Here is a 19,679-nt window from a genome sequence, read left to right on the forward strand (position 1 = left end):
GAATTAGTGATCGCTGGGAGCGGGATAGCCTGAGTGCCATGCCCGGCCGACGCGTCACCATGAAGGAGGTCGCCCGCGCCAGCGGCGTCTCCCCCGCGACGGTCAGCTTCGTGCTCAACGACCGGCCCGACCAGACCATCCCCGAGGCCACCCGCGAGCGGGTGCGCGCGGCGGCCGCCGAGCTCGGGTACGTGCCGCACGGGGTCGCGCGCGCGCTGCGGGAGGGCGCATCCCGCATCGTCGTGCTCAACGTCGCCAGGATGCCGCACGGCCGCGGCAGCCTCGCGGCCTTCATCGACGGCCTCGACGCGGAACTCGGCCGGCACGGACACACCCTGCTCGTGCGATACCGGGCCGGCAACGACGACGTCGCCCAGCTCGTCACGACGATCTCGCCGCGTGCCGTGCTCGACCTCGACCGGATCTACTTCGACGACGCCGAGGGCGGCGCCGACACGCCCTCCGGCGACTCCGGCGACGCCGTCGCCGACGGCGGCTGGACCGACGGCATCGCCGCGCACACGGCGGTGCAGGTGCGCCACCTCGCCGAACGCGGGCACCGCACCATCGCCATGGCCGTGCCCGACGACGCCGCGCTCGGCCGGCTCGCCGCGCTGCGCATCGGGTACGCCCGCCGCGCGGCCGCCGACCTCGGGATCGACCCGGTCGAGCTGCTCGGGCTGACGGCCACCCCCGACGGCGACGCGGATGCCTCGGCCCTCGCCGGCGTGCTCGAGGCGCACCCCGCCGTCACCGCCGTGGCGGCGCTCGACGACGACACGGCGCTGCGCGTGCTCGGCGCGGCGGCCGCACTCGGCATCGCCGTACCCGACCGCCTCGCCGTGATCGGCTTCGACGACACGGGGCACGGCGCCCTCTGGCGCCCGGCGCTCACGACGCTGCGGATCGACGCCGCGGCGTTCGGCCGACGGGCCGCCCGGACGCTCCTCGGCCTGCCGGCCGGCGACGCCGATCCCGGCCCGGCGGTCGTCGTGCAGCGCGCCACGACCTGACGGCGGGGCATCCGCTCGCCCACCGGCCGGCGCCACGCCTGCCGATCCGCCCGCCGCGCGCCGTCCGCTGCACGAGCCGGACGGGGTGATCAGTGCGCGCAATGCAGGAGATTCGTCGGTATCCCCCTCCCACGGCGGGGATGGGGCCGAATCTCCTGCAGTACGCGACGGCCGGCCGGCCGTTGGAGGGCGGCTCGGCCCGCGGCATCCGGACGGGGCATCCGGCGCGACGCCTGCCGATCCGCACGCGCGCGCGAAGGCGGGCCCGGATCGCCTGCTTGGAAGGGGGAACCGCGATCCGGGCCCGCGACGCGGGCGCCGGGAGGGGCGCCCGCGTCAGGTGCGGCCGATCAGGCGGCCGACCAGCCGCCGTCCGACGGGAGCACGACGCCGTTGATGTTCACGCCGTCGTCGCTCAACAGGAAGGTGATCGAGGCGGCGAGCGCCTCGGCCTCCGCCGCGTCGGGGAGGATCGTCATCGCGAGCTGCACGCGCTCGGCGCCCAGCGGCGACGCGAACTTCGCCTCGATGTTGGTGATGGTCGGGCCAGGAGCCACGGCGTTCACGCGGATGCCGCTCGGGCCGTACATGAACGCGCTCGACTTGGTGAGCCCCGCGACCGCGTGCTTCGACGCGGTGTAGGCGACGCCCGCCGCCGAGCCGCGGAGCGCGGCCTCGCTGGCGGTGTTCACGATCGAGCCCTTGCCGCGGGCGAGCATGCCGGGGACGACGGCGCGCATGAGCTTCATGGTGCCGGTGACGTTCACGTTGAAGACGCGCTCCCAGACGGCGTCGGTGACCTCGCCGATCGGGGTCATGTCGTCCATGATCCCGGCGATGTTGGCGAGGCCGTCGACCTGGTCGCCGGCGGCGGCGAGGATCGCGGCGACCGACTCGTCGTTCGTGATGTCGCCGGCGACGGGCACGACCTGCGCGTCGGGCAGCTCGGCGGCGAACTCGTCGAGGCGGTCCTGGAAGATGTCGACGGCGATCACGCGGCCGCCCTCGCGGGCGATGCGCGACGCGGTCGCACGGCCGATGCCGCTGCCGGCGCCGGTGACGATGACGGTCTTGCCGGCGAAGCGGCCGGGCGTGACCTGCTCGACCCACTCCTCGGGCTCGGGCGTCGGGAACGCCGACTCGATGTCGGCGACGGTCTCGTCGTCGACCGAGGCGGCCGGGGCGGCCGGGGCGGCCGGGGCGGCGGCGCCCGCGGGCACGTCGCCGGCGGCGGCGCGCGCGACGAGCTGGTCGACCATCTCCTGGCTGAACTGGCCCTTGCTGAGCTTGATGAGCCGCTTCAGCGCGAGCCGGCTGACGGGGCGCAGCACGTCGGGGTCCTGCCCGGCCTGGGCGAGGAGCTCGCGGATGATCGGCCCGCCGACGGGGTCGCCGAGCCAGGTCTTGATGGACGAGTCGCCGGTGAGGGTGCTCATGGTGCTTCCTTCTCTAGTTGGCCGTCTCGTGGACGGACGTGGTGGGGTCTTCAGGGGTCAGGGCGGATGCCTCGGCCGCGTGCCGTGCGCCGAGGTAGCCGAACACGACCGCCGGACCGATGGTCGAGCCGGGGCCGGGGTAGGTGCGGCCCATCACGCTGGCGGTCGTGTTGCCGGCAGCGTAGAGGCCGGGAATGGGAGCACCCTGCTCGTCGAGCACGCGGGCGTGCTCGTCGGTGAGGAGGCCGCCCTTGGTGCCGAGGTCGCCCGGCACGATCTTGATCGCGGTGAACGGGCCCTTCTCGATCGGGCCGAGGTTGGGGTTCGGCTTCACGCGGGGGTCGCCGTAGTAGTTGTCGTAGACGGTGCGGCCGCGGCCGAAGTCCGCGTCGACGCCGGTGCGGGCGAACCCGTTGAACCGCTCGACGGTGGCGCGGAGCCCGGCGGCGTCGACGCCGATCGCGGCCGCGAGTTCGTCGAGGGTCTTCGCGGTGTGCACGCAGCCCGTCTCGCGCAGCTCCTTCGGGTTCATGAGGAGGCCCGGCGTGAGGTAGCGACGGCGGAACCGGGCGTCCATGATCAGCCACGACGGGTTGGCGGCGACGGTCTCGTTGCGCTCGAGCAGGTGGTGGCCGAAGTCGATGTAGCTCTCGGACTCGTTGAGGTACCGCTGCCCCGACTGGTCGACTACGATGCTGAACGGCATCGACCGCTCGTTGAGGATGAACATGCCGGTCGCGTCGGGCAGCGGGATCGCCGCGCCCCACCAGGCGTCGTCCATGAGCGCGAGGTCGCCGCCGGCGCGCATGCCGACCTCGATGCCGGTGCCGAGGTCGCCGGCGGGCGCCGAGCTGTGGCCGGAGACGCCGTGGTAGCGCTCGCGCCACTCGGCGTTGCGGGCGAAGCCGCCGGCGGCGAGCATGAGGCCCCGGCGGGTGCGGACGCGGAGCACGCCGGTGGGCGTGGAGACGAGGGCGCCGACGACGCGGCCATCCTCGACGACGACGTCGGTGACCGGGCTGGAGAGCAGCACGTCGGTGCCCTGCTTCCGCACGATCTCCATGAGGCTCATGGTCAGCGCCGAGCCCATGCCGTAGAGGCGCTTGCCGGTGAGGAGTCCGCCGAGGAGGCGGAAGGTGAAGCGGGCGCCGCGGATGAATCCGCTCGGCGTCGACCAGGCGCGCACGAGGAGCCACATGTCGTCGGTCTTGACGGGGGCGGGCAGGCCCTCGTCCTTCCGGGAGTGCTGCGCCCACTCGCCGAGGCGCTTGGCGTCGAACGGCTGCACCTCGATGGCGCGGCCGACCTTGCCGCCGGGGCGGTCGGGGTAGTAGTCGGGGTACTCGGGCGCGGCGGTCCACTTCACGCCGTGCCGGGCGAGCAGGTCGAACACGGGGTTCACGGCGTCGACGAACGCCTCGCGTCGGGCGGTCGAGCTGGCGGCGCCGGCGTCGTCGCCGATCGACTCCTGCATGTACTGCAGCGCTTCGGCGCGGCTGTCGGCGATGCGGTGCTTCGCCATGAGCGGGTTGGTGGGCATCCAGAGCCCGCCGCCGCTCTTCATGGTGGTGCCGCCCCAGCGATCGGTGCCCTCGACGACGAGGACGTCGAGCCCCGCGTCGGCGGCCGTGATCGCAGCGGAGAGTCCCGCTGCGCCGCTCCCGGCGACGAGCAGGTCCACTTCGCGGTCCCAGAGGTGTGTCATGGTGCTTCCTCCATCCTACCGGACATCCTTGTCCGGTAGTAGTGTACGTCCGTGGGAACCATCGGGGAAGAGGCCGCCGCGCGGCCGGGCGGGGCATCCGCTCGCAAGCCCAACCTCGGCCCGAAGGCCGGGCCGGCCAACCGGGTCGCGCTCATCGCCGCCGCCCGCGAGGTGTTCCGCGAGGAGGGCTTCGGCGCCCCGCTCAGCGCGGTCGCGAAGCGCGCCGGCGTCGGCCAGGGCAGCCTCTACCGGCACTTCCCCGACCGCATGGCCCTCGCGGTCGCGGTCTTCGACGAGAACCTCGCCCTCATCGAGGAGCGCATGGCCGAGCCGGATGCCACGCTCGACGACTTCTTCGACCTGATCAGCGCCCAGGCCATCGGGTCGACGGCGATGATCGAGGCGATCAGCGCCCACCGCGACGACGAGCGGGCCGTGATCCTCAGCACGCGGCTCGCGGGCATCGCCGAGGGGCTCCGCGACCGCGAGGTCGCCGCCGGTCGCATCCGGCACGACGTCACCGCGGAAGACCTCGTGATCGGCGTCTCGATGCTCGGCCTCGTCATGGCGCAGGCCACCACCGACGACCTGCGCGAGCACGTGTCGTCGCGGGCGCGCGCCATGCTGCACACGGCCTTCGCCGCGTCCCCCGCGGGCTGAGGCGCAGCGCGGGGACGACCGACCCTCGCGGCGGGCGGGGGCCTCGGGCTAGCCTCGCCGCATGCACATCGGACGCAGCCGCCGTCGCCTGCACGAACTCGAGCGTCTCGACCCCGCCGTCGACTACGAGCGCATCACCCGCACCGACGGCACCCTCGAGTTCCCGTGGGACTTCCAGCAGGCGCTGAGCTTCGCGCTGTTCCGCACCTACGCGGTGCCGTCGATCGGCGGCCTCCTGTACGAGACCGGCGAGTTCGAGCACCGCGCGCAGAAGCGGCACGACGACACCGTGCTCATCCTCGACGCCGTCGCGGTGGAGGGATTGGAGTCGGAGCAGGGCCGAGCCGCCGTGCGGCGGATGAACCGCATGCACGGCAGCTACGACATCTCGAACGACGACCTGCGGTACGTGCTCGCGACCTTCGTCGTGACGCCCGTGCGCTGGATCGCCGCCTACGGCTGGCGCCGGCAGTCGCCGGTCGAGGTCGACGCGGCGGTGGAGTACTACCGGCGGCTCGGCCGGCTCATGGGCATCCGCGACCTCCCCGCGACGTACGACGAGTTCAGCGCCCTGATGGACGCGTACGAGCACGAGCACTTCCGGCCCGATCCGCGCACGCGCGTGGTGGCGGATGCCACGCTCGAGCTGCTGACGACCTTCTACCCGCGGCCGTTCCGCCGGCTCGTGCGGGCGTTCTCGATCGCGATCCTCGACGACCACCTGCGCGCCGCGCTCGACTATCCGAAGCCGTCGCGCCTCGCCGTCGGGCTCTCGCGCGGGGCGCTCCGGCTGCGCGGACGGGTCGTGTCGCTGCTGCCGGCGCGTCGCACGCCCCAGTATGCGCGCGACCTGAAGCGGGTGCGCAGCTATCCCGGCGGGTACCTGGTCGAGGAGCTCGGCACCTTCCCCGCCTCCGACCGCAGCGGCGGGAATAGCGGATCGCGCGTATGATGTTGGATACCCCAGTGGGGTATTCGACCCGCCCCGCGAGAGGAGCATCATGCAGGACCTCGGACTGACGCCGAAGGGCGCCGACGCATCGAACGACGACGTGCAGGGCGCCGTCGTCGCCGACTACGGCGTCGCGGGCATGACCTGCGGCCACTGCGTCTCGGCGGTCGCGGCCGAGTTCCGCGCCCTCGAGGGCGTTCGCGCGGTCGGCATCGACCTCGTCGCCGGCGGCGTCTCCCGCGTGCGGGTGGGCAGCGATGCGCCGCTCGAGGCATCCGCCGTCGCCGCCGCGATCGACGAAGCCGGCTACGAGCCGGCCGACCTGCCGCGCTGACGGCCGAGCGGTGACGATCGGATGACCCAGCAGATCGAGCTCGCGGTCGGCGGCATGACGTGCGCGTCGTGCGCGGCGCGCATCGAGAAGCGCCTCAACCGCCTGCCCGGCGTCGAGGCGACCGTGAACTACGCGACCGAGAAGGCCGCCGTGTCGCTGCCCGAGGGCACGTCGGCCGCCGACGCGATCGCCGTCATCGAGGCAACCGGCTACACGGCGGAGCTGCCGCCGGCGCCCGAGCCGGAGCCCGCACCGTTCCCGCTCGCCGGCGAGGCATCCGGCTCCGCCCCGACCGCCGCCGAGCGCGCGACCGCCGCGCTCGGGCAGCGCCTCTGGATATCGCTCGCCCTCACCGTGCCGGTCGTCGCGCTGTCGATGATCCCGGCGCTCCAGTTCCCGAACTGGCAGTGGCTGACGCTCGCCCTCGCGGCGCCCGTCGCCGTGTGGGGCGCGTGGCCGTTCCACCGGGCCGCCTGGTTGAACCTGCGGCACGGCGCCGTCACGATGGACACCCTGATCAGCCTCGGCATCGTCGCGGCGTTCGGGTGGTCGCTGTACGCGCTGTTCCTCGGCGACGCCGGCATGCCGGGCATGCACATGTCGTTCGCGCTGCTGAACACGCCGGGCGAGGGCGGCGACGAGCTGTACCTCGAGGTGGCCGCCGCCGTCACCGTGTTCATGCTCGCCGGCCGCCTGTTCGAGGCGCGCGCGAAGCACCGCTCCACCGCCGCCATCGGCGCGCTGCTCGAACTCGGCGCCCGCGACGCGAGCGTGCTGCGCGACGGCGTCGAGGTGCGCGTGCCGGTGTCGCGGCTCGTCGTCGGCGACCGGTTCGTCGTGCGCCCCGGCGAGAAGGTCGCGACCGACGGCCGTGTCGTCGAGGGCGCGTCGGCGATCGACGCCTCGCTGGTCACCGGCGAGTCCGCCCCGGTCGAGGTCGGGCCGGGCGACGAGGTCGTCGGCGCCACGCTGAACGCCGGCGGCCGGCTCGTCGTCGAGGCGACCCGCGTCGGCGCCGACACCGAGCTCGCGACCATGGCCCGGCTCGTCGAGGAGGCGCAGTCGGGCAAGGCCGAGGTGCAGCGGCTGGCCGACCGGGTCTCGGCCGTGTTCGTGCCGATCGTCATCGTGCTCTCGCTCGTCGCCCTCGTCGGGTGGCTGCTCGCCGGCGCGTCGGTCGAGGCGGCGTTCACCGCCGCCGTCGCCACGCTCGTCATCGCCTGCCCGTGCGCGCTCGGGCTCGCGACGCCGATGGCTCTGCTCGTCGGCACCGGCCGCGGGGCGCGGCTCGGCATCCTGATCCGCGGCGCCCAGGTGCTCGAATCGACCCGGCGGGTCGACACGGTCGTGCTCGACAAGACCGGCACGGTCACGAGCGGGCGGATGTCCCTCGCCGACGTCGTGCCCGCCGAGGGGCTCGACCGAGCCGAGCTGGTGCGGTTCGCCGCGGCGGCCGAGGGCGGGTCGGAGCACCCGGTCGCGCGGGCGATCGTCGCGGGCGCGGCGGGCGCCGGGGCCGCGTCCCCGCCCGCCGTCGAGTCGTTCGCGTCGGAGCCCGGCGGCGGCGTGCGGGCGATCGTCGACGGGCGGCTGGTCGTCGTGGGCCGTGCCGACTGGCTCATCGAGGGCTGGGGCATGCGCCTGCCCGATTCCCTCGCCGCCGCGCGCGACGAGCTCGAGGGCCGCGGCCGCACGGTCGTCGCCGTCGGATGGGACGGCGCGGCCCGGGGCATCCTCGCCGTCGCCGACACCGTGAAGCCGACGAGCCGCGACGCGATCGCCGCGCTGCGCGGCCTGGGCCTGCGCCCGGTGCTGCTCACCGGCGACCACGACCGCGTCGCGCGAGCCGTCGCCGCCGAGGTCGGCATCGACGACGTGCGCGCCGACGTGCGGCCGGCCGGCAAGGCCGAGGTGATCCGCGCGCTGCAGGCCGAGGGGCGGGTCGTCGCGATGGTCGGCGACGGCGTGAACGACGCGGTCGCCCTGGCCACCGCCGACCTGGGCATCGCCATGGGCTCCGGCACCGACGCGGCCATCGAGGCGAGCGACCTCACGCTCGTGCGCGACGACCTCACCGCGGTCGGCGACGCGATCCGGCTCTCGCGGCGGACGCTGCGCACGATCAAGCAGAACCTGTTCTGGGCGTTCGCGTACAACGCCGCGGCGATCCCGCTCGCGATGCTCGGCATGCTGAGCCCCGTGCTGGCTGGCGCGGCGATGGCCGCGTCGTCGGCGTTCGTGGTGGGCAACAGCCTTCGGCTGCGCCGCTTCCGCTGAGCGCGAGGGCCTGCCCTCGCACGCGGATCCGCTCACGTCGTACACCCGGAACCGGCCGCGCGGCAACCACCTGCGACGCGCCCGCGGCCGGGGTTAGCGTGACGCCATGCGGCGAGGCGGGGCATCCGTTCGGACCGCCGCGACGGCTCGCGCGGCGGGCGCAGCGGTCGCGGCCGCGCTGGCCTGCGCCGCGCTGCTGACCGGCTGCACCCCGCTCCCCGAGGCGATGACGGATGCCTCGGCCCAGGGCCTCGCCGCCGTGCGCACCGCCGAGCTCGCGCTCGAGCTCGACGCCGACGGCCGGTCGTGGCCCGGCGTCACGACGACCTCCCTCAGCGACGCCGAGCGGGAACTCGCCGATGCGGCGCGCAGCGCGGCCGACGCCGACGTGACGACCCCGGACGAGCAGGCGTTGCGCGACGAGACGCTCGCGGCGCTGCGCGCCGGACTCGACGCCGTGAACGCGGCACGGGCCTCGGTGACGGCCGAGGGCGGAGGCGCCGACGAGGCATCCGTCACCGCCGCGCTCGACGCCGCCGCCGACGACCTCGAGGCCCTCGTCGAGGCGGGAGGCGCCTGATGGCGCACGACACCGCGGGCAAGCAGGGCAAGCAGGGCACCCAGGGCGCGAAGAAGGGCGGCGCCACGAAGCTCTTCGCCGTCGCCCTCGGCATCCTGACCGCGATCGGCGGCTTCGTCGACATCGGCGACCTCGTCACGAACGCGGTGGTCGGCTCGCGGTTCGGCCTCGGCCTCGCCTGGGTGGTGATCGTCGGCGTCGTCGGCATCTGCGTCTACGCGATGATGGCCGGCAGGGTCGCGGCGGTGAGCGGGCGGGCGACGTTCGAGATCATCCGCGAGCGACTCGGGCCACGGGCCGCGCTCGCGAACCTGGCGGGCTCGTTCCTCATCAACCTCCTGACCGTGACCGCCGAGATCGGCGGCATCGCGCTCGCCCTGCAGCTCATGACGAGCCTCGATCCGGCGCTGTGGATCCCGCTCGCCGCCTTCGGGGTCTGGATCGCCGTGTGGCGCGTGAAGTTCTCGCTCCTCGAGAACGTGACCGGCCTGCTCGGCCTGTGCCTCATCGTCTTCGTCGTCGCCGTGTTCCTGCTGTCGCCCGACTGGGGCGACCTCGCTCGGCAGACCGTGCCGCACGTGCCGCAGGGCGAGACGGCGGCGACCTACTGGTTCTTCGCGATCGCGCTGTTCGGCGCCGCGATGACGCCGTACGAGGTGTTCTTCTTCTCGTCCGGAGCGATCGAGGAGCGCTGGACGGTGAAGGACCTCGGCGAGGCCAAGGCCAACGTCTTCGTCGGGTTCCCGCTCGGCGGGCTGCTCTCGCTCGCGATCGCCGCCTGCGCGACGCTCGTGCTGCTGCCGCGCGACATCGAGGTGACGAGCCTGTCGCAGGTCGTGCTGCCCGTCGCCGAGGCCGGCGGCACGATCGCGCTCGCGTTCGTGCTCGTCGGCATCCTGGCCGCGACGTTCGGCGCCGCCCTCGAGACCACGCTGTCGTCGGGCTACACGCTCGCGCAGTTCTTCGGCTGGTCGTGGGGCAAGTTCCGGCGGCCGGTGCGGGCGTCGCGCTTCCACCTGTCGATGATCGGATGCCTCCTCGTCGCCGTCGGCATCCTCGCGACGGGCGTCGACCCGATCCAGGTGACCGAGTTCTCGGTCGTGTTCTCGGCGATCGCGCTGCCGCTGACCTACCTGCCGATCCTGCTCGTCGCCAACGACCGGGAGTACATGGGCGAGCACGTGAACGGCCGCGGCATGAACGCGATCGCGTGCGTGTACCTCGTCGTCATCGTCGTGGCCTCCGTCGCGGCCATCCCCCTCATGATCTGGACGGGGGCGGGCGCATGAGCGACGTGCCCGACGAGGACCGCACCGCCGCTCCCCCGCCGGTGGCGGCGGGACGGATGCTCGACGGCGTGCTGCACCTGCTCGACCGGCAGGTGCTCGATCGCGACGGCACGCCCGTGACCACGATCGACGACCTCGAGCTCTCCGACATCCCGGTCGACGAGCCGCTCGACCCCGCGCAGCCGGCGCCGGTGATCACCGCGATCATCACCGGCCCGGTGCTCTGCACGCGCATCTTCGGCGGACGGCCGCCGGAGTCGCGCTGGGTGCGCATCCCGTGGCGGCTCGTGCACGAACTCGGCATCGTCGTGCGCATCGGCATCGCCGCCGACGACCTCGACGCGAGCTGGACGGAGCGCTGGGTGCGCGAGCGCATCATCTCCCGCATCCCCGGAGGCCGGAATGATCCTGGGTGACCTGCTGCAGGCGACGGTGACGGATGCCTCGGGCGCGCAGCTCGGGCACGTGATCGACGTGCGGTTCGTGGTCGACGGCACCCCCCGGCAGACGCTCGCCGACGCCCGGCTGATGGGGCTGATCGTGTCGCCGCACTCGCGGGCGTCGTACTGGGGGTACGAGCGGGCGGGCCAGCGCGGCCCGGCGCCGATCGCGCGGTACCTGCGCTGGCGGCACCGCGGGACCGTGCTCATCCCGTGGACGTCGGTGGCGCGCATCCGCTCGGCGCCGGGCACGCTCGGGCGCCCGGGTCGCAAGGAGCACGCCCACGTGATCGAGCTGCGGCCCGACCACGAGGCGTACGACCCGGCGCTGTGACGGGCAGGCCCGGCGGCGACCGACCCCGCCGGGCGGACGCATTCGGTCGCTTCCGGGTCAGGCGAGCGACGATTCGCGTCCGCGCGGCGGACGGGGTCAGCGGGCGGCGACCCCCGCCGCGATGCGCGCCGGCGCCGGCACGCGGCGCTCGTGCTCGCCCGCGCCCACGACCTCCTCGGCCGTGCCGGGCAGGCGCAGCACGGCCTCGGCGCCGTCGGGCACCACGACGTCGACCGCGAGCTCGTCGCCCTCGACGCGCCAGCGCACCGACGCCCGGCCGTGCGGGGTGTCGAGCGAGGTGTCGACCCACTCGAGCCCGCCGCCGGGCTGCGGCGCCACGAGGATGCGGCGGTACCCGGGCTCGAGCGGTGCGAGGCCGCCGACCGTGCGATGCATCCAGTCGACCACCGCGCCGAGCGCGTAGTGGTTGAACGAGGTCATCTCGCCGGGGTTGATGGTGCCGTCAGGCAGCATCGAGTCCCAGCGCTCCCAGATCGTGGTCGCGCCCATGGTCACCGGGTAGAGCCACGACGGGCACTCGGTCTGCAGCAGCAGGCGGTAGGCGTCGTCGAGGTGCCCGGTCTCGGTGAGGGCGTCGGTGACGAACGGCGTGCCGGCGAAGCCGGTCGAGATGCGGTGGCCCGATGCGGCAACGAGCTCGGCGAGGCGGTCGCCCGCGACGGCACGATCGGCGTCGGAGAGGATGCCGAAGACGATCGCGAGTGCGTACACGGTCGTGCAGTCGCTGCGGATGACTCCCGCGTCGACGTACACCGCCGCGAACGCGGCGCGGAGCTCGTCGGCCATGGCCCAGAACTCGGCCGCCTCGGCGGCGAGGCCCAGCTCGTCGGCCGCCTCGGCCGTGAGCGACGCCGACCGGAACGCGCAGATCGTCGCGACGACGCTCGGGTCGGCCTTCGCCGCCCAGGGCTGGTCGGGCGCCGCGTCGGGGTCGAGCCAGTCGCCGAACTGGAACCCGGTGTCCCAGACGCCGTTGGCCGACAGCTTGCTGCGCACGCGCCGCACGTGCCCGGCCATCGACGGGAACTGGTCCTCCAGCACCCGGCGGTCGCCGTAGGCGGTCCACAGCGCCCACGGCACCCACACGGCCGCGTCGCTCCACACCGCGGTCGAGTCGGGGGCGGGGAACTCGGCCGGGTGCTCGATGTACTTCAGCACGTCGGGCACGACGAACGGCACGAGGTCGTCGGCGTGCGCCTGCTCCTGGGCGAGGTCGCGCAGCCAGTCGCGGAGGAACCCGTCGACGTCGGCGAGGAACGCCGCGCTGGAGGCGAAGGCGGCGATGTCGCCCGTCCAGCCGAGGCGCTCGTCGCGCTGCGGGCAGTCGGTGGGCACGTCGAGGAAGTTGCCGCGCATGCCCTGCACCGCGTTCTCGTGCAGGCGGTTCAGCAGCGGGTTCGACGACGACCAGCGGCCGATGCGGCGCAGGTCGCTCGACACGACGACCGCCTCGAGACCGCCACCGGCCAGCAGCGCCTCGATGCCGCCGGGCCAGCCCTCGACCTCGACGTAGCGAAAGCCGTGGAACGTCAGCGTCGGCTCGAACACGTCGGCGCCGCCCGACAGCGTGAAGCGGTCGGTCGCCTTCGCGGTGCGGAGCGGCCGCACGCCGAGTTCGTCGTGCTCGAGCACCTCGGCGTGGCGGAGCGTCACGACGTCGCCCGCCGCGCCGGCACCGGCCGGAACCTCGACACGCACGAACCCGACGAGGTTCTGCCCGAAGTCGGCGAGCACGCGGCCAGCCGGCGAGGTCCAGACGCGCACCGGCGACACGCGCTCCTGCCGGTGCACGGGCGGGCCGACATAGGGCTCCAGCTTCGCGAGGTCGAACGCGTGCTCGTGCACGCCGACCCACGAGGCATCCGCGAAGCCCGCCTCGAGCCACGCGTCGCCGAAGCGGCGCGCGTCGAGGTCCTGGCCGTCGTAGAGGTCGTTCGCGGTGGTCGCCGAGGGGCCGGCCGTCCACGAGGCATCCGTGCCGACGACCTGCTCGTGCCCGTCGGCGAACCGCACCCGCAGCTCGGCGAAGCCGCCGAGCTCGTCGCCGTAGTAGCGCGAGCCGCCGGCCCAGCCGAGACGGCCGCGGTACCAGCCGTTGCCGAGCGCGAGGCCGATGACGGTGGTCGCGCCGACCAGCCCGGTGACGTCGAGCTCGCTGTACCGGACGCGCCACTCGTAGCTCGTCCACCCCGGGGTGAGCAGGTCCTCGGAGGCGCGCGCGCCGTTCACCCACGCCTCGACGACGCCGAGCGCCGACAGGGAAAGGGTCGCCGAGGCGACGTCGCCGTGCCCCTCGTCGAGGCGGAACTCGCCGCGCAGCAGCGGGGCGCCGCCGAAGTCGTCGTCGGGGGCGATCATCGTCGCGTGCCAGGTGGCCATCTCGGGCTCCTTCGTGGTCGTGGGTGGAGTGGTGGGGTCCGTGCGGGTCAGCGGGTCTCGGCGGCCGGCACGGCGTCGGCGTCGGCAGCCGCCCGGCCCGGGGCATCCGCCTCGGCCTCGGCCTCGACGATCGCGTCGCCCTCGACCGCGACGACGTCGCCGGTCGCGCCGACGCCCGCCTCGCCCTCGGCCTTGCGGATGCGCGCCACCCAGAACATGCCGATCGCGAGGGCCGCGGCGGTCGCGGCGGTGAGCACGCCGTAGAGGACCTGCGGCGAGACCGCGATGAGCGCCGGGGTGAAGAGTGCCGCGACGGCGGCGATGACGCGGGTGAAGGCGATCATGATGCCCTGCGCGCTCGAGCGGTAGAGCGTCGGGAAGAGCTCCTGCGCCCAGACCTTGAACATGGGCTCGCCGGCGACCGCCCCGCCGAGGGCGCCGATGATGCTCGACAGCACGAGGATCGGAACGGTGACGCCGAGCGTGAGCGGCAGCACGAGGGCGCCGAGCGAGAGCACGGACGCGATGGCGAAGCCGACCATGCGGAAGCGGGTGTCGACGACGCGCATGAGCGTGAACATGCCGACGAACGACATCGCGAGGCCGATGAGCGACAGCGCCGAGGCGGTCGACACGTCGGAGCCGGCGACGTTCACGTAGAGGTAGGTGCCGAACTGGCCCATGGTGTTCGCCGAGACGTTGATGAGGGCGTAGAACAGGCCGAGCGCGATGAGCGGGAGCACGAAGCGCGAGCGGAACAGGCGGCCGAGCGCGCCGATGTCGCCCGCGCCGTCGACCGAGGCGATCGACGCGGTGCGGGCCTCGTTGGCGCGGCGCCACTCCTCGGACTCGGGGAGGGTCGCGCGCAGCAGCAGCGTGATCGCCGAGACCACCACGACGAAGCCGTAGATCGCGCGGGCGCCGACGCCGCCCAGGCCGCCGGCGACGATGCCGAGCACGATGACCGCGACGATGCCGACCATCCACAGCACGTGCGAGAAGGTGATCATCTTGCCGCGCTTCGACTCGGGGGCGCTCTCGGAGATCATCGCCATCGAGACGGGCAGGTCGGCGCCGGTGCCGAAGCCGATGAGGGCCAGGGCGACGTAGAGCACCGCCGGGTCCCACGCGAAGGTGGCGAGCGCGGCGCCGATCGCGGCGAGGGCGAGGGTGACGGTGAAGACGCGGCGGCGGCCGAAGCGGTCGCCGAGGCGGCCGCCGATGAAGGCGCCGATCGCGATGGTGAACGTGAGGAGCGCCGAGAGCTGGCCGATCTGGTCGCCGGTGAGGCCGAGCTCGCCCTGGAAGAGCACGAGGGCGGTGCCGGTTCCGGCGATCGCGGCGGCGTCGATGAACGACGCCATGCCGGCGATGACGGCGACGCGCCAGGGGTTGGGGGCCTTGCGCGTGCGGTGCGTCGAGGGGGCGACGGGGTCTGCAGCGGTCATGCGAAACTCCATTGTTCTGGGGGACGGCCTGCGTCGATTGAAACGGTTCAAGGGACCGTAGCATGAATTTCGACCAGTTGGTAGATTTCTTGGGACGGATGCCGCTCCCGCTTGGTAGCGTGGCCGGATGCCCATCGTCGCCGGCCGCCCGCGAGGCAGCTACGCCGGCACCCCAGCCCGCCGCCAGGCCATCCTCCAGGCCGCCCTCGAGGTGTTCGCCGTGTCGGGCTACCGCGGCGGCTCGATGCGCGACATCGCCGAGCGGCTCGGCATGAGCCACACCAGCCTGCTGCACCACTTCCGCACCAAGAGCGACCTGCTCGCCGGCGTGCTCGAGCTCCGCGACCAGGAGGCCGAGGAGCTGATCGGCGCGCCGTCGCCCGGGGCCGACCGCCTCCGCGGGCTCGTGCGCCTCGTCGAGCACAACCAGGCGGTGCCCGGCATCGTCGAGCTGTTCTGCGTGCTGTCGGCCGAGGCGACCTCGCCGGAGCATCCCGCCCACGGCTACTTCCGCGACCGGTACGAACGCGTGGTCGCCTTCGTCGAGGACTCGCTCGCCGTGATGGCCGCCGCCGGCGAACTGCACGAGGGGGTCTCCCCCGCCGTCGAGGCCCGCGCGATCGTCGCCCTCACCGACGGGCTGCAACTGCAGTGGCTGCTCGACCGCGACTCGGTCGACATGGTGACCGACCTGCGGGCGTACCTCGCGAAGGTGTCGCCACTCGCGTTCTGAGCTCGGCGGTTCGGGGCCGAGCCGATCGCCGCTTCCGCGGCGCACTCCGACGCCCGGAAGTCAATCCCCTGTGGCCGAGGCCCGGGCGGGCCGTACGGTCGAGGCTCGGGCACCGAGGCCCGAGCCGGGGGTCGGGATCATGGTGACGTCGTACGGAGGACGGACGCTCGATGAGCGCCTCGAGATGACGGCCGTGTCCGCCGTGCGCTGGATCGTGCGCGACACCCGCTTCCCCGACTCCGACCCGCGTGCGATCGTCGGCGTCGTCGACCACGACGGCGGCGGCTTCCGGGTGGCCTGGATGCGCCACGGCGCACGCCTCCGCTGCCGCACGCTGATCGAGGTGCTCGCCGCCGCCAGCAGCGTGCTCGACACCCGCATGCCCGAGGAGTGACCGGGCCCTCCGGAGCACCCGACCGCGCGCCTACCGCCCGACCTTGCCGAACAGCCCGGCGATCGGCGCCAGCACGAGCGGACGCGCCGCGACCCAGCCGCCCGCGATCACCAGCGCCGAGAGCACGAACAGGCCGAAGCCGACCCAGTTCACCTCATCGGTGCCGGCATACATGTGGTTGAGGTTCCGCAGCGCCCCGGTCGCGAACACGAGGGTGACGTGCACGACGATGAACGCGACGAAGTACAGCATCACCGGGAAGTGCACCGCCCGCGCCAACCCGATCGGGTACGCCGCGCTCAGCCGGGTCGCCTTCGCGGGCCACAGGCCCGACATGCGGATGCCGGTCGCGATCGCCAGCGGCGCAGCGAGGAAGACCGTCGTGAAGTAGGCGAGCTGCTGGAGGCTGTTGTAGTTCACCCAGCCGTCCTCGGTCGGCCAGTCGAGCGAGGCGTACTGCAGCGCCGCCGACAGCGCGTTCGGGAACACGGCCCAGCTCGTCGGCACGATCCGCATCCAGTGCCCGGTCGCGAACAGCAGCACGACGAACACGACGCCGTTGACCACCCACAGCAGGTCGAGCGACTGGTGGAACCAGAGGGTCAGGCTGATGCGCCGGCCGGTCTTCGACCACCTCGGCGTCCATGATGCGGGCGGGCGGCGCTCACCGCGCACCTGTAGCCCCGAGCGGATGATGAGCACGATCAGGAACACGTTGAAGAAGTGCTGCCATCGCACCCAGTCGGGGAACCCCGGCTGCGCGGTCTCGGGCAGCGGCACCTCGCCCGGGTACGCGGCGAGGAAGTCCTGCCCGGCCGGCGTCGCGAGGAACCAGCGGGCGGCGAGCACCACGACCGCCGCGATCGCGATGATCGCGAGGCCGCCCAGCACGAGCGTGCGGACGCGGCTGCGCGGGCGGGCCGCGGCTGGTTGGGCCGCCGGTACGGACGCTTCGCGGGAGGCGGATGCCACGGGCGGTGCGGATGCCACGGGCGGTACGGATGCCTCGGGCGAGACGGATGCCCCGGGCGACACGCTTGCCGCCGCGGGCGCGGTCTCCGCGGGAACGGCGGGCGGCGCAGCGGGCACCGACGCCTCGGGCTCGATCGACGCCAGTGTCGCCGTCGCCACGGCTATCGGCGCAGGAGCGAAGCCCGCCGGCGGCCACGGCTCACCTCCGGCCGCACGCGGCAGGCCTCGGCGCAGCGGCCGACGGGACCCGTCGACCTCGCCCGATCCCGGCACGGACACCGAAGCCGCGGTCTCCGCCACGGCGAGCGCGGAAGCGGCGGCCGCCGCAGCGGCCTCGTCGGAAGACGACCGGGCATCGACGACGAGCAGGTCGACGGTGGCCGAGACCGCTGCGGCTCCCTGGTCACGCACGGAGACCGTCCCGCCAGGTGGCCATGGCTCGCCGCCGGGCACGCGCGGCAGTCCGCGGCGGATCAGGCGCACGGCGGGCGCACCGACCTCCGCCGCAGCAGCAGCCGGCATCGTCGACGTCGCGTCGAGCGTCGCCGCCGCAGCCGCTGCCGTTGCCGTTGCCGGGCCCGGGGCATCCGTCATCGTGGCGGCGGCCGGGGCATCCGCCTCGACCGTCGGACCCGACGCATCCGCCGCCGTCGCGACCGCGACCGCCGCGCCGCCGCGTGCCACCCCCGCGCCGTCGGGCGCGTCGCCCGCCGGCGGCCACGGCTCGGCGCCGGGCCGCCGCGGCAGGCCCCGCCGGAGCGTGCGCCCGTACGTCGCCACGGTCAGGCCTTCCGCGCCTCGAGCGCGGCGATGAGCTGCGGAACGACGGTGAACACGTCGCCGACGACGCCGAAGTCGGCGATGTCGAAGATGGGTGCGGTGGCGTCGGTGTTGATCGCGACGATCGTCTTCGCAGTCTGCATGCCGGCGAGGTGCTGGATCGCGCCCGAGATGCCGAGCGCGACGTACAGCTGCGGCGACACCGAGACGCCGGTCTGGCCGACCTGGTACGACTGCGGCACGTAGCCGGCGTCGACGGCGGCGCGGGATGCCCCGACCGCTGCGCCGAGCGCGTCGGCGAGTTGCTCGACGAGGGCGAACTGCTCCCCGGATCCGAGGCCGCGCCCGCCGGAGACGACCTTCGCCGCCCCGCGGAGCTCGGGGCGCGACGACTCGGCGACCGCCGCCTCGACATGGCCGGCGCTCGCGGCGCGACGGCCGGAGGCCGGCACGTCGAGGCGGTCGACCTCGACCGGTCGGGCCTCGGCGCGGGCATCGATCGCGCCCTGCCGGACGGTGATGACCGGCGCACCCCAGGTCACCGCGGAGCGCACGTCGTAGGCGCCGCCGTACACGGAGTGGTGCGCCACGACGCCCTCGTCGTCTCGGGACACCGCGACCGCGTCGACGGCGAGGGCCGAGCGGCTTCGGGCGGCGAACCGGGCGGCCGCCTCGCGGCCCTCGACCGAGTGCGAGACGAGCACGGCGTCGGGTCGCACGGCCTCGGCGGCGGCGGCGAGCACGTCGGCGAGCGGCACGGCCACGTCGAGGCCCAGCCGGTCGTGCGCGGCGAGGAGCACCCGGGCGGCGCCGAGCGACGCGGCGGCCTCGGCGAGGCGCTGCACGTCGGGCCCGGTCGCGCCCGAGGCATCCATCGCGGCCGGGGCATCCGTCGCGGCCGAGGCATCCGTCGCCCTGCCTTCCGCGTCGCCCGCGGCGACCGGCACGACCGCGACCGGCGTGCCGACGCCGGCGGCCGCGCCGAGCAGGCCGGCGGCCGAGGCGGCGAGCTCGCCCGCCGGGGTGACGTCGAGCAGCACCAGGATCGCGTCGTCGGGGAATGCGTTCATCGTCGCCACCTCACGCCAGCCGGTTCCCGACGAGGAACGCGGCGAGCTGCTCGCCCGCGTCGCCCTCGTCGACGATCTTCACGCCGGCCTGTCGCGCCGGCCGCTCGGCGAGGCCGAGCACGATCGAGCGGGAGGCCGGGTCGTCGGCGCCGCCGATCTCGTAGTCGAGGCCGAGGTCGGCGAGCGCGAGCGTCTCGACCGGCTTCTTCTTCGCGGCCATGATGCCCTTGAACGTCGCGATGCGCGGTTCGGGGAGGCGCTCGGTGATCGAGGCGATCGCGGGCAGCACCGCGGTGACGGTCGCGGTGCCGTCGTCGGTCGCGCGGGTGCCCGTGAGGCCGTCGACTGCGATCTCGAGGGACGTGAGCGCGGTGGCCTGCGGCACGTCGAGGAGTTCCGCGAGCATCGCGGGCAGCACGCCGCCGCCGCCGTCGGTGGAGCGGTCGCCGGTGAGCACGAGGTCGAAGCCGGTGTGCCGCAGGGCGGCGGCGAGCACCTCGGCGGTGAGGCCGAGGTCGGCGCCGAGGAGCGCGTCGTCGACGACGTGCACGGCCGAGGTCGCCCCCATCGCGAGCGCCTTGCGCAGCGTCGAGGAGGTGCCCGCGGCGCCCATCGTGAGCGCGACGACCTCGGTGCCGGGTGCGCCGTCGGCGACCTTCAGCGCGGCTTCGAGGGCCCGTTCGCCGATCTCGTCGGGCACGGCGTCGCTCGCGGCGCGGTCGGCGAGCCCGGTCTCGAGGCTCAGTCGGCGGCTCCCGTACGTGTCGGGGACCTCCTTGATGAGGACGACGATCTTCACCGTTCGCGACTCCCTCGTCGAGCGAGTGCCTCGCACCCGCGTTTTCTTATGGAGATTCAGAAT

18 protein-coding genes are annotated in these 19,679 nt (G+C 74.0%); 11 read left to right on the forward strand and 7 right to left on the reverse strand.

The features are described from left to right. The first annotated feature begins 38 nt into the window (after positions 1 to 38). A complete protein-coding gene (locus tag ACGGZK_RS03285) occupies positions 39 to 1,013 on the forward strand; it encodes a LacI family DNA-binding transcriptional regulator (RefSeq protein ID WP_395244840.1) in 975 nt (324 codons plus the stop codon). Positions 1,014 to 1,363: 350 nt separating this feature from the next. Here the strand turns inward: ACGGZK_RS03285 and ACGGZK_RS03290 are convergent, their stop codons facing one another. Next, the gene (locus ACGGZK_RS03290) at positions 1,364 to 2,449 is read right to left on the reverse strand and encodes an SDR family NAD(P)-dependent oxidoreductase (protein WP_395244841.1); all 1,086 of its coding nucleotides are present in this window, start codon (positions 2,447 to 2,449) and stop codon (positions 1,364 to 1,366) included. A gap of 13 nt (positions 2,450 to 2,462) precedes the next feature. Beyond that, positions 2,463 to 4,154 (reverse strand): FAD-dependent oxidoreductase, encoded by a 1,692-nt coding sequence (locus tag ACGGZK_RS03295; protein WP_395244842.1) that lies wholly within the window; start codon positions 4,152 to 4,154, stop codon positions 2,463 to 2,465. Between the two features lie 51 nt (positions 4,155 to 4,205). On the opposite strand from ACGGZK_RS03295, the gene ACGGZK_RS03300 reads away from it, so the two are divergent. From ACGGZK_RS03300 to ACGGZK_RS03335, 8 genes are all read left to right on the forward strand, one after another. Next, on the forward strand, positions 4,206 to 4,814 hold the full coding sequence (locus tag ACGGZK_RS03300) for a TetR family transcriptional regulator (RefSeq protein WP_395244843.1): 609 nt from the start codon (positions 4,206 to 4,208) through the stop codon (positions 4,812 to 4,814). A gap of 61 nt (positions 4,815 to 4,875) precedes the next feature. Beyond that, complete coding sequence (locus ACGGZK_RS03305; RefSeq protein WP_395244844.1) at positions 4,876 to 5,766, forward strand: oxygenase MpaB family protein; 891 nt, start codon at positions 4,876 to 4,878, stop codon at positions 5,764 to 5,766. 49 nt (positions 5,767 to 5,815) lie between these two features. Then, positions 5,816 to 6,100 (forward strand): heavy-metal-associated domain-containing protein, encoded by a 285-nt coding sequence (locus ACGGZK_RS03310; protein ID WP_395244845.1) that lies wholly within the window; start codon positions 5,816 to 5,818, stop codon positions 6,098 to 6,100. A 21-nt stretch (positions 6,101 to 6,121) separates the two neighbouring features. Further along, positions 6,122 to 8,377 (forward strand): heavy metal translocating P-type ATPase, encoded by a 2,256-nt coding sequence (locus ACGGZK_RS03315; RefSeq protein ID WP_395244846.1) that lies wholly within the window; start codon positions 6,122 to 6,124, stop codon positions 8,375 to 8,377. A gap of 106 nt (positions 8,378 to 8,483) precedes the next feature. Beyond that, complete coding sequence (locus ACGGZK_RS03320; RefSeq protein ID WP_395244847.1) at positions 8,484 to 8,957, forward strand: hypothetical protein; 474 nt, start codon at positions 8,484 to 8,486, stop codon at positions 8,955 to 8,957. Beyond that, positions 8,957 to 10,246: an Nramp family divalent metal transporter gene (locus tag ACGGZK_RS03325; protein WP_395244848.1), complete on the forward strand. Its 1,290-nt coding sequence runs from the start codon at positions 8,957 to 8,959 to the stop codon at positions 10,244 to 10,246. The genes ACGGZK_RS03320 and ACGGZK_RS03325 overlap by 1 nt, the downstream gene beginning before the upstream one ends. Then, positions 10,243 to 10,662, forward strand: coding sequence for a hypothetical protein (locus ACGGZK_RS03330; RefSeq protein ID WP_395244849.1), 420 nt, complete (start codon positions 10,243 to 10,245; stop codon positions 10,660 to 10,662). The genes ACGGZK_RS03325 and ACGGZK_RS03330 overlap by 4 nt, the downstream gene beginning before the upstream one ends. Next, on the forward strand, positions 10,649 to 11,020 hold the full coding sequence (locus tag ACGGZK_RS03335; RefSeq protein ID WP_395244850.1) for a PRC-barrel domain containing protein: 372 nt from the start codon (positions 10,649 to 10,651) through the stop codon (positions 11,018 to 11,020). The genes ACGGZK_RS03330 and ACGGZK_RS03335 overlap by 14 nt, the downstream gene beginning before the upstream one ends. A gap of 96 nt (positions 11,021 to 11,116) precedes the next feature. Here ACGGZK_RS03335 and ACGGZK_RS03340 read toward each other — a convergent pair whose 3' ends face one another. Further along, positions 11,117 to 13,420 carry a family 78 glycoside hydrolase catalytic domain gene (locus ACGGZK_RS03340; protein WP_395244851.1) on the reverse strand — a complete coding sequence of 768 codons (2,304 nt, stop codon included), beginning with the start codon at positions 13,418 to 13,420 and terminating at the stop codon, positions 11,117 to 11,119. 47 nt (positions 13,421 to 13,467) lie between these two features. Continuing rightward, the gene (locus tag ACGGZK_RS03345; RefSeq protein WP_395244852.1) at positions 13,468 to 14,868 is read right to left on the reverse strand and encodes an MFS transporter; all 1,401 of its coding nucleotides are present in this window, start codon (positions 14,866 to 14,868) and stop codon (positions 13,468 to 13,470) included. A gap of 127 nt (positions 14,869 to 14,995) precedes the next feature. On the opposite strand from ACGGZK_RS03345, the gene ACGGZK_RS03350 reads away from it, so the two are divergent. Together ACGGZK_RS03350 and ACGGZK_RS03355 are read left to right on the forward strand one after the other, a co-directional pair. After that, positions 14,996 to 15,601, forward strand: coding sequence for a TetR/AcrR family transcriptional regulator (locus ACGGZK_RS03350; RefSeq protein ID WP_395244853.1), 606 nt, complete (start codon positions 14,996 to 14,998; stop codon positions 15,599 to 15,601). Positions 15,602 to 15,785: 184 nt separating this feature from the next. Further along, positions 15,786 to 15,995 (forward strand): hypothetical protein, encoded by a 210-nt coding sequence (locus ACGGZK_RS03355; RefSeq protein ID WP_395244854.1) that lies wholly within the window; start codon positions 15,786 to 15,788, stop codon positions 15,993 to 15,995. A 30-nt stretch (positions 15,996 to 16,025) separates the two neighbouring features. On the opposite strand, the gene ACGGZK_RS03360 is transcribed toward ACGGZK_RS03355, so the two are convergent. Genes ACGGZK_RS03360 through ACGGZK_RS03370 form a run of 3 tightly spaced genes read right to left on the reverse strand, consistent with a single transcriptional unit; the run spans position 16,026 to position 19,616 of the window. Continuing rightward, positions 16,026 to 17,747, reverse strand: a complete 1,722-nt coding sequence (locus ACGGZK_RS03360) for a cytochrome b/b6 domain-containing protein (protein WP_395244855.1) — start codon at positions 17,745 to 17,747, stop codon at positions 16,026 to 16,028. Positions 17,748 to 17,749: 2 nt separating this feature from the next. Then, positions 17,750 to 18,817, reverse strand: coding sequence for an electron transfer flavoprotein subunit alpha/FixB family protein (locus ACGGZK_RS03365; protein ID WP_395244856.1), 1,068 nt, complete (start codon positions 18,815 to 18,817; stop codon positions 17,750 to 17,752). Positions 18,818 to 18,827: 10 nt separating this feature from the next. After that, positions 18,828 to 19,616, reverse strand: coding sequence for an electron transfer flavoprotein subunit beta/FixA family protein (locus ACGGZK_RS03370; protein WP_395244857.1), 789 nt, complete (start codon positions 19,614 to 19,616; stop codon positions 18,828 to 18,830). Positions 19,617 to 19,679 lie beyond the last annotated feature (63 nt).

The sequence above is a fragment of the Agromyces sp. MMS24-K17 genome (assembly GCF_043950245.1).
GTDB lineage: Bacteria > Actinomycetota > Actinomycetes > Actinomycetales > Microbacteriaceae > Agromyces.

What these genes read in the sequence shown, in the direction of transcription:
- ACGGZK_RS03340 (WP_395244851.1), bottom strand. Translation starts at nt 13,420, where the DNA reads ATGGCCACCTGGCACGCGACGATGATCGCCCCCGACGACGACTTCGGC.
- ACGGZK_RS03325 (WP_395244848.1), top strand. Translation starts at nt 8,957, where the DNA reads ATGGCGCACGACACCGCGGGCAAGCAGGGCAAGCAGGGCACCCAGGGC.
- ACGGZK_RS03330 (WP_395244849.1), top strand. Translation starts at nt 10,243, where the DNA reads ATGAGCGACGTGCCCGACGAGGACCGCACCGCCGCTCCCCCGCCGGTG.
- ACGGZK_RS03320 (WP_395244847.1), top strand. Translation starts at nt 8,484, where the DNA reads ATGCGGCGAGGCGGGGCATCCGTTCGGACCGCCGCGACGGCTCGCGCG.
- ACGGZK_RS03305 (WP_395244844.1), top strand. Translation starts at nt 4,876, where the DNA reads ATGCACATCGGACGCAGCCGCCGTCGCCTGCACGAACTCGAGCGTCTC.
- ACGGZK_RS03355 (WP_395244854.1), top strand. Translation starts at nt 15,786, where the DNA reads ATGACGGCCGTGTCCGCCGTGCGCTGGATCGTGCGCGACACCCGCTTC.
- ACGGZK_RS03285 (WP_395244840.1), top strand. Translation starts at nt 39, where the DNA reads ATGCCCGGCCGACGCGTCACCATGAAGGAGGTCGCCCGCGCCAGCGGC.
- ACGGZK_RS03315 (WP_395244846.1), top strand. Translation starts at nt 6,122, where the DNA reads ATGACCCAGCAGATCGAGCTCGCGGTCGGCGGCATGACGTGCGCGTCG.
- ACGGZK_RS03335 (WP_395244850.1), top strand. Translation starts at nt 10,649, where the DNA reads ATGATCCTGGGTGACCTGCTGCAGGCGACGGTGACGGATGCCTCGGGC.
- ACGGZK_RS03295 (WP_395244842.1), bottom strand. Translation starts at nt 4,154, where the DNA reads ATGACACACCTCTGGGACCGCGAAGTGGACCTGCTCGTCGCCGGGAGC.
- ACGGZK_RS03350 (WP_395244853.1), top strand. Translation starts at nt 14,996, where the DNA reads ATGCCCATCGTCGCCGGCCGCCCGCGAGGCAGCTACGCCGGCACCCCA.
- ACGGZK_RS03310 (WP_395244845.1), top strand. Translation starts at nt 5,816, where the DNA reads ATGCAGGACCTCGGACTGACGCCGAAGGGCGCCGACGCATCGAACGAC.
- ACGGZK_RS03345 (WP_395244852.1), bottom strand. Translation starts at nt 14,868, where the DNA reads ATGACCGCTGCAGACCCCGTCGCCCCCTCGACGCACCGCACGCGCAAG.
- ACGGZK_RS03290 (WP_395244841.1), bottom strand. Translation starts at nt 2,449, where the DNA reads ATGAGCACCCTCACCGGCGACTCGTCCATCAAGACCTGGCTCGGCGAC.
- ACGGZK_RS03365 (WP_395244856.1), bottom strand. Translation starts at nt 18,817, where the DNA reads ATGAACGCATTCCCCGACGACGCGATCCTGGTGCTGCTCGACGTCACC.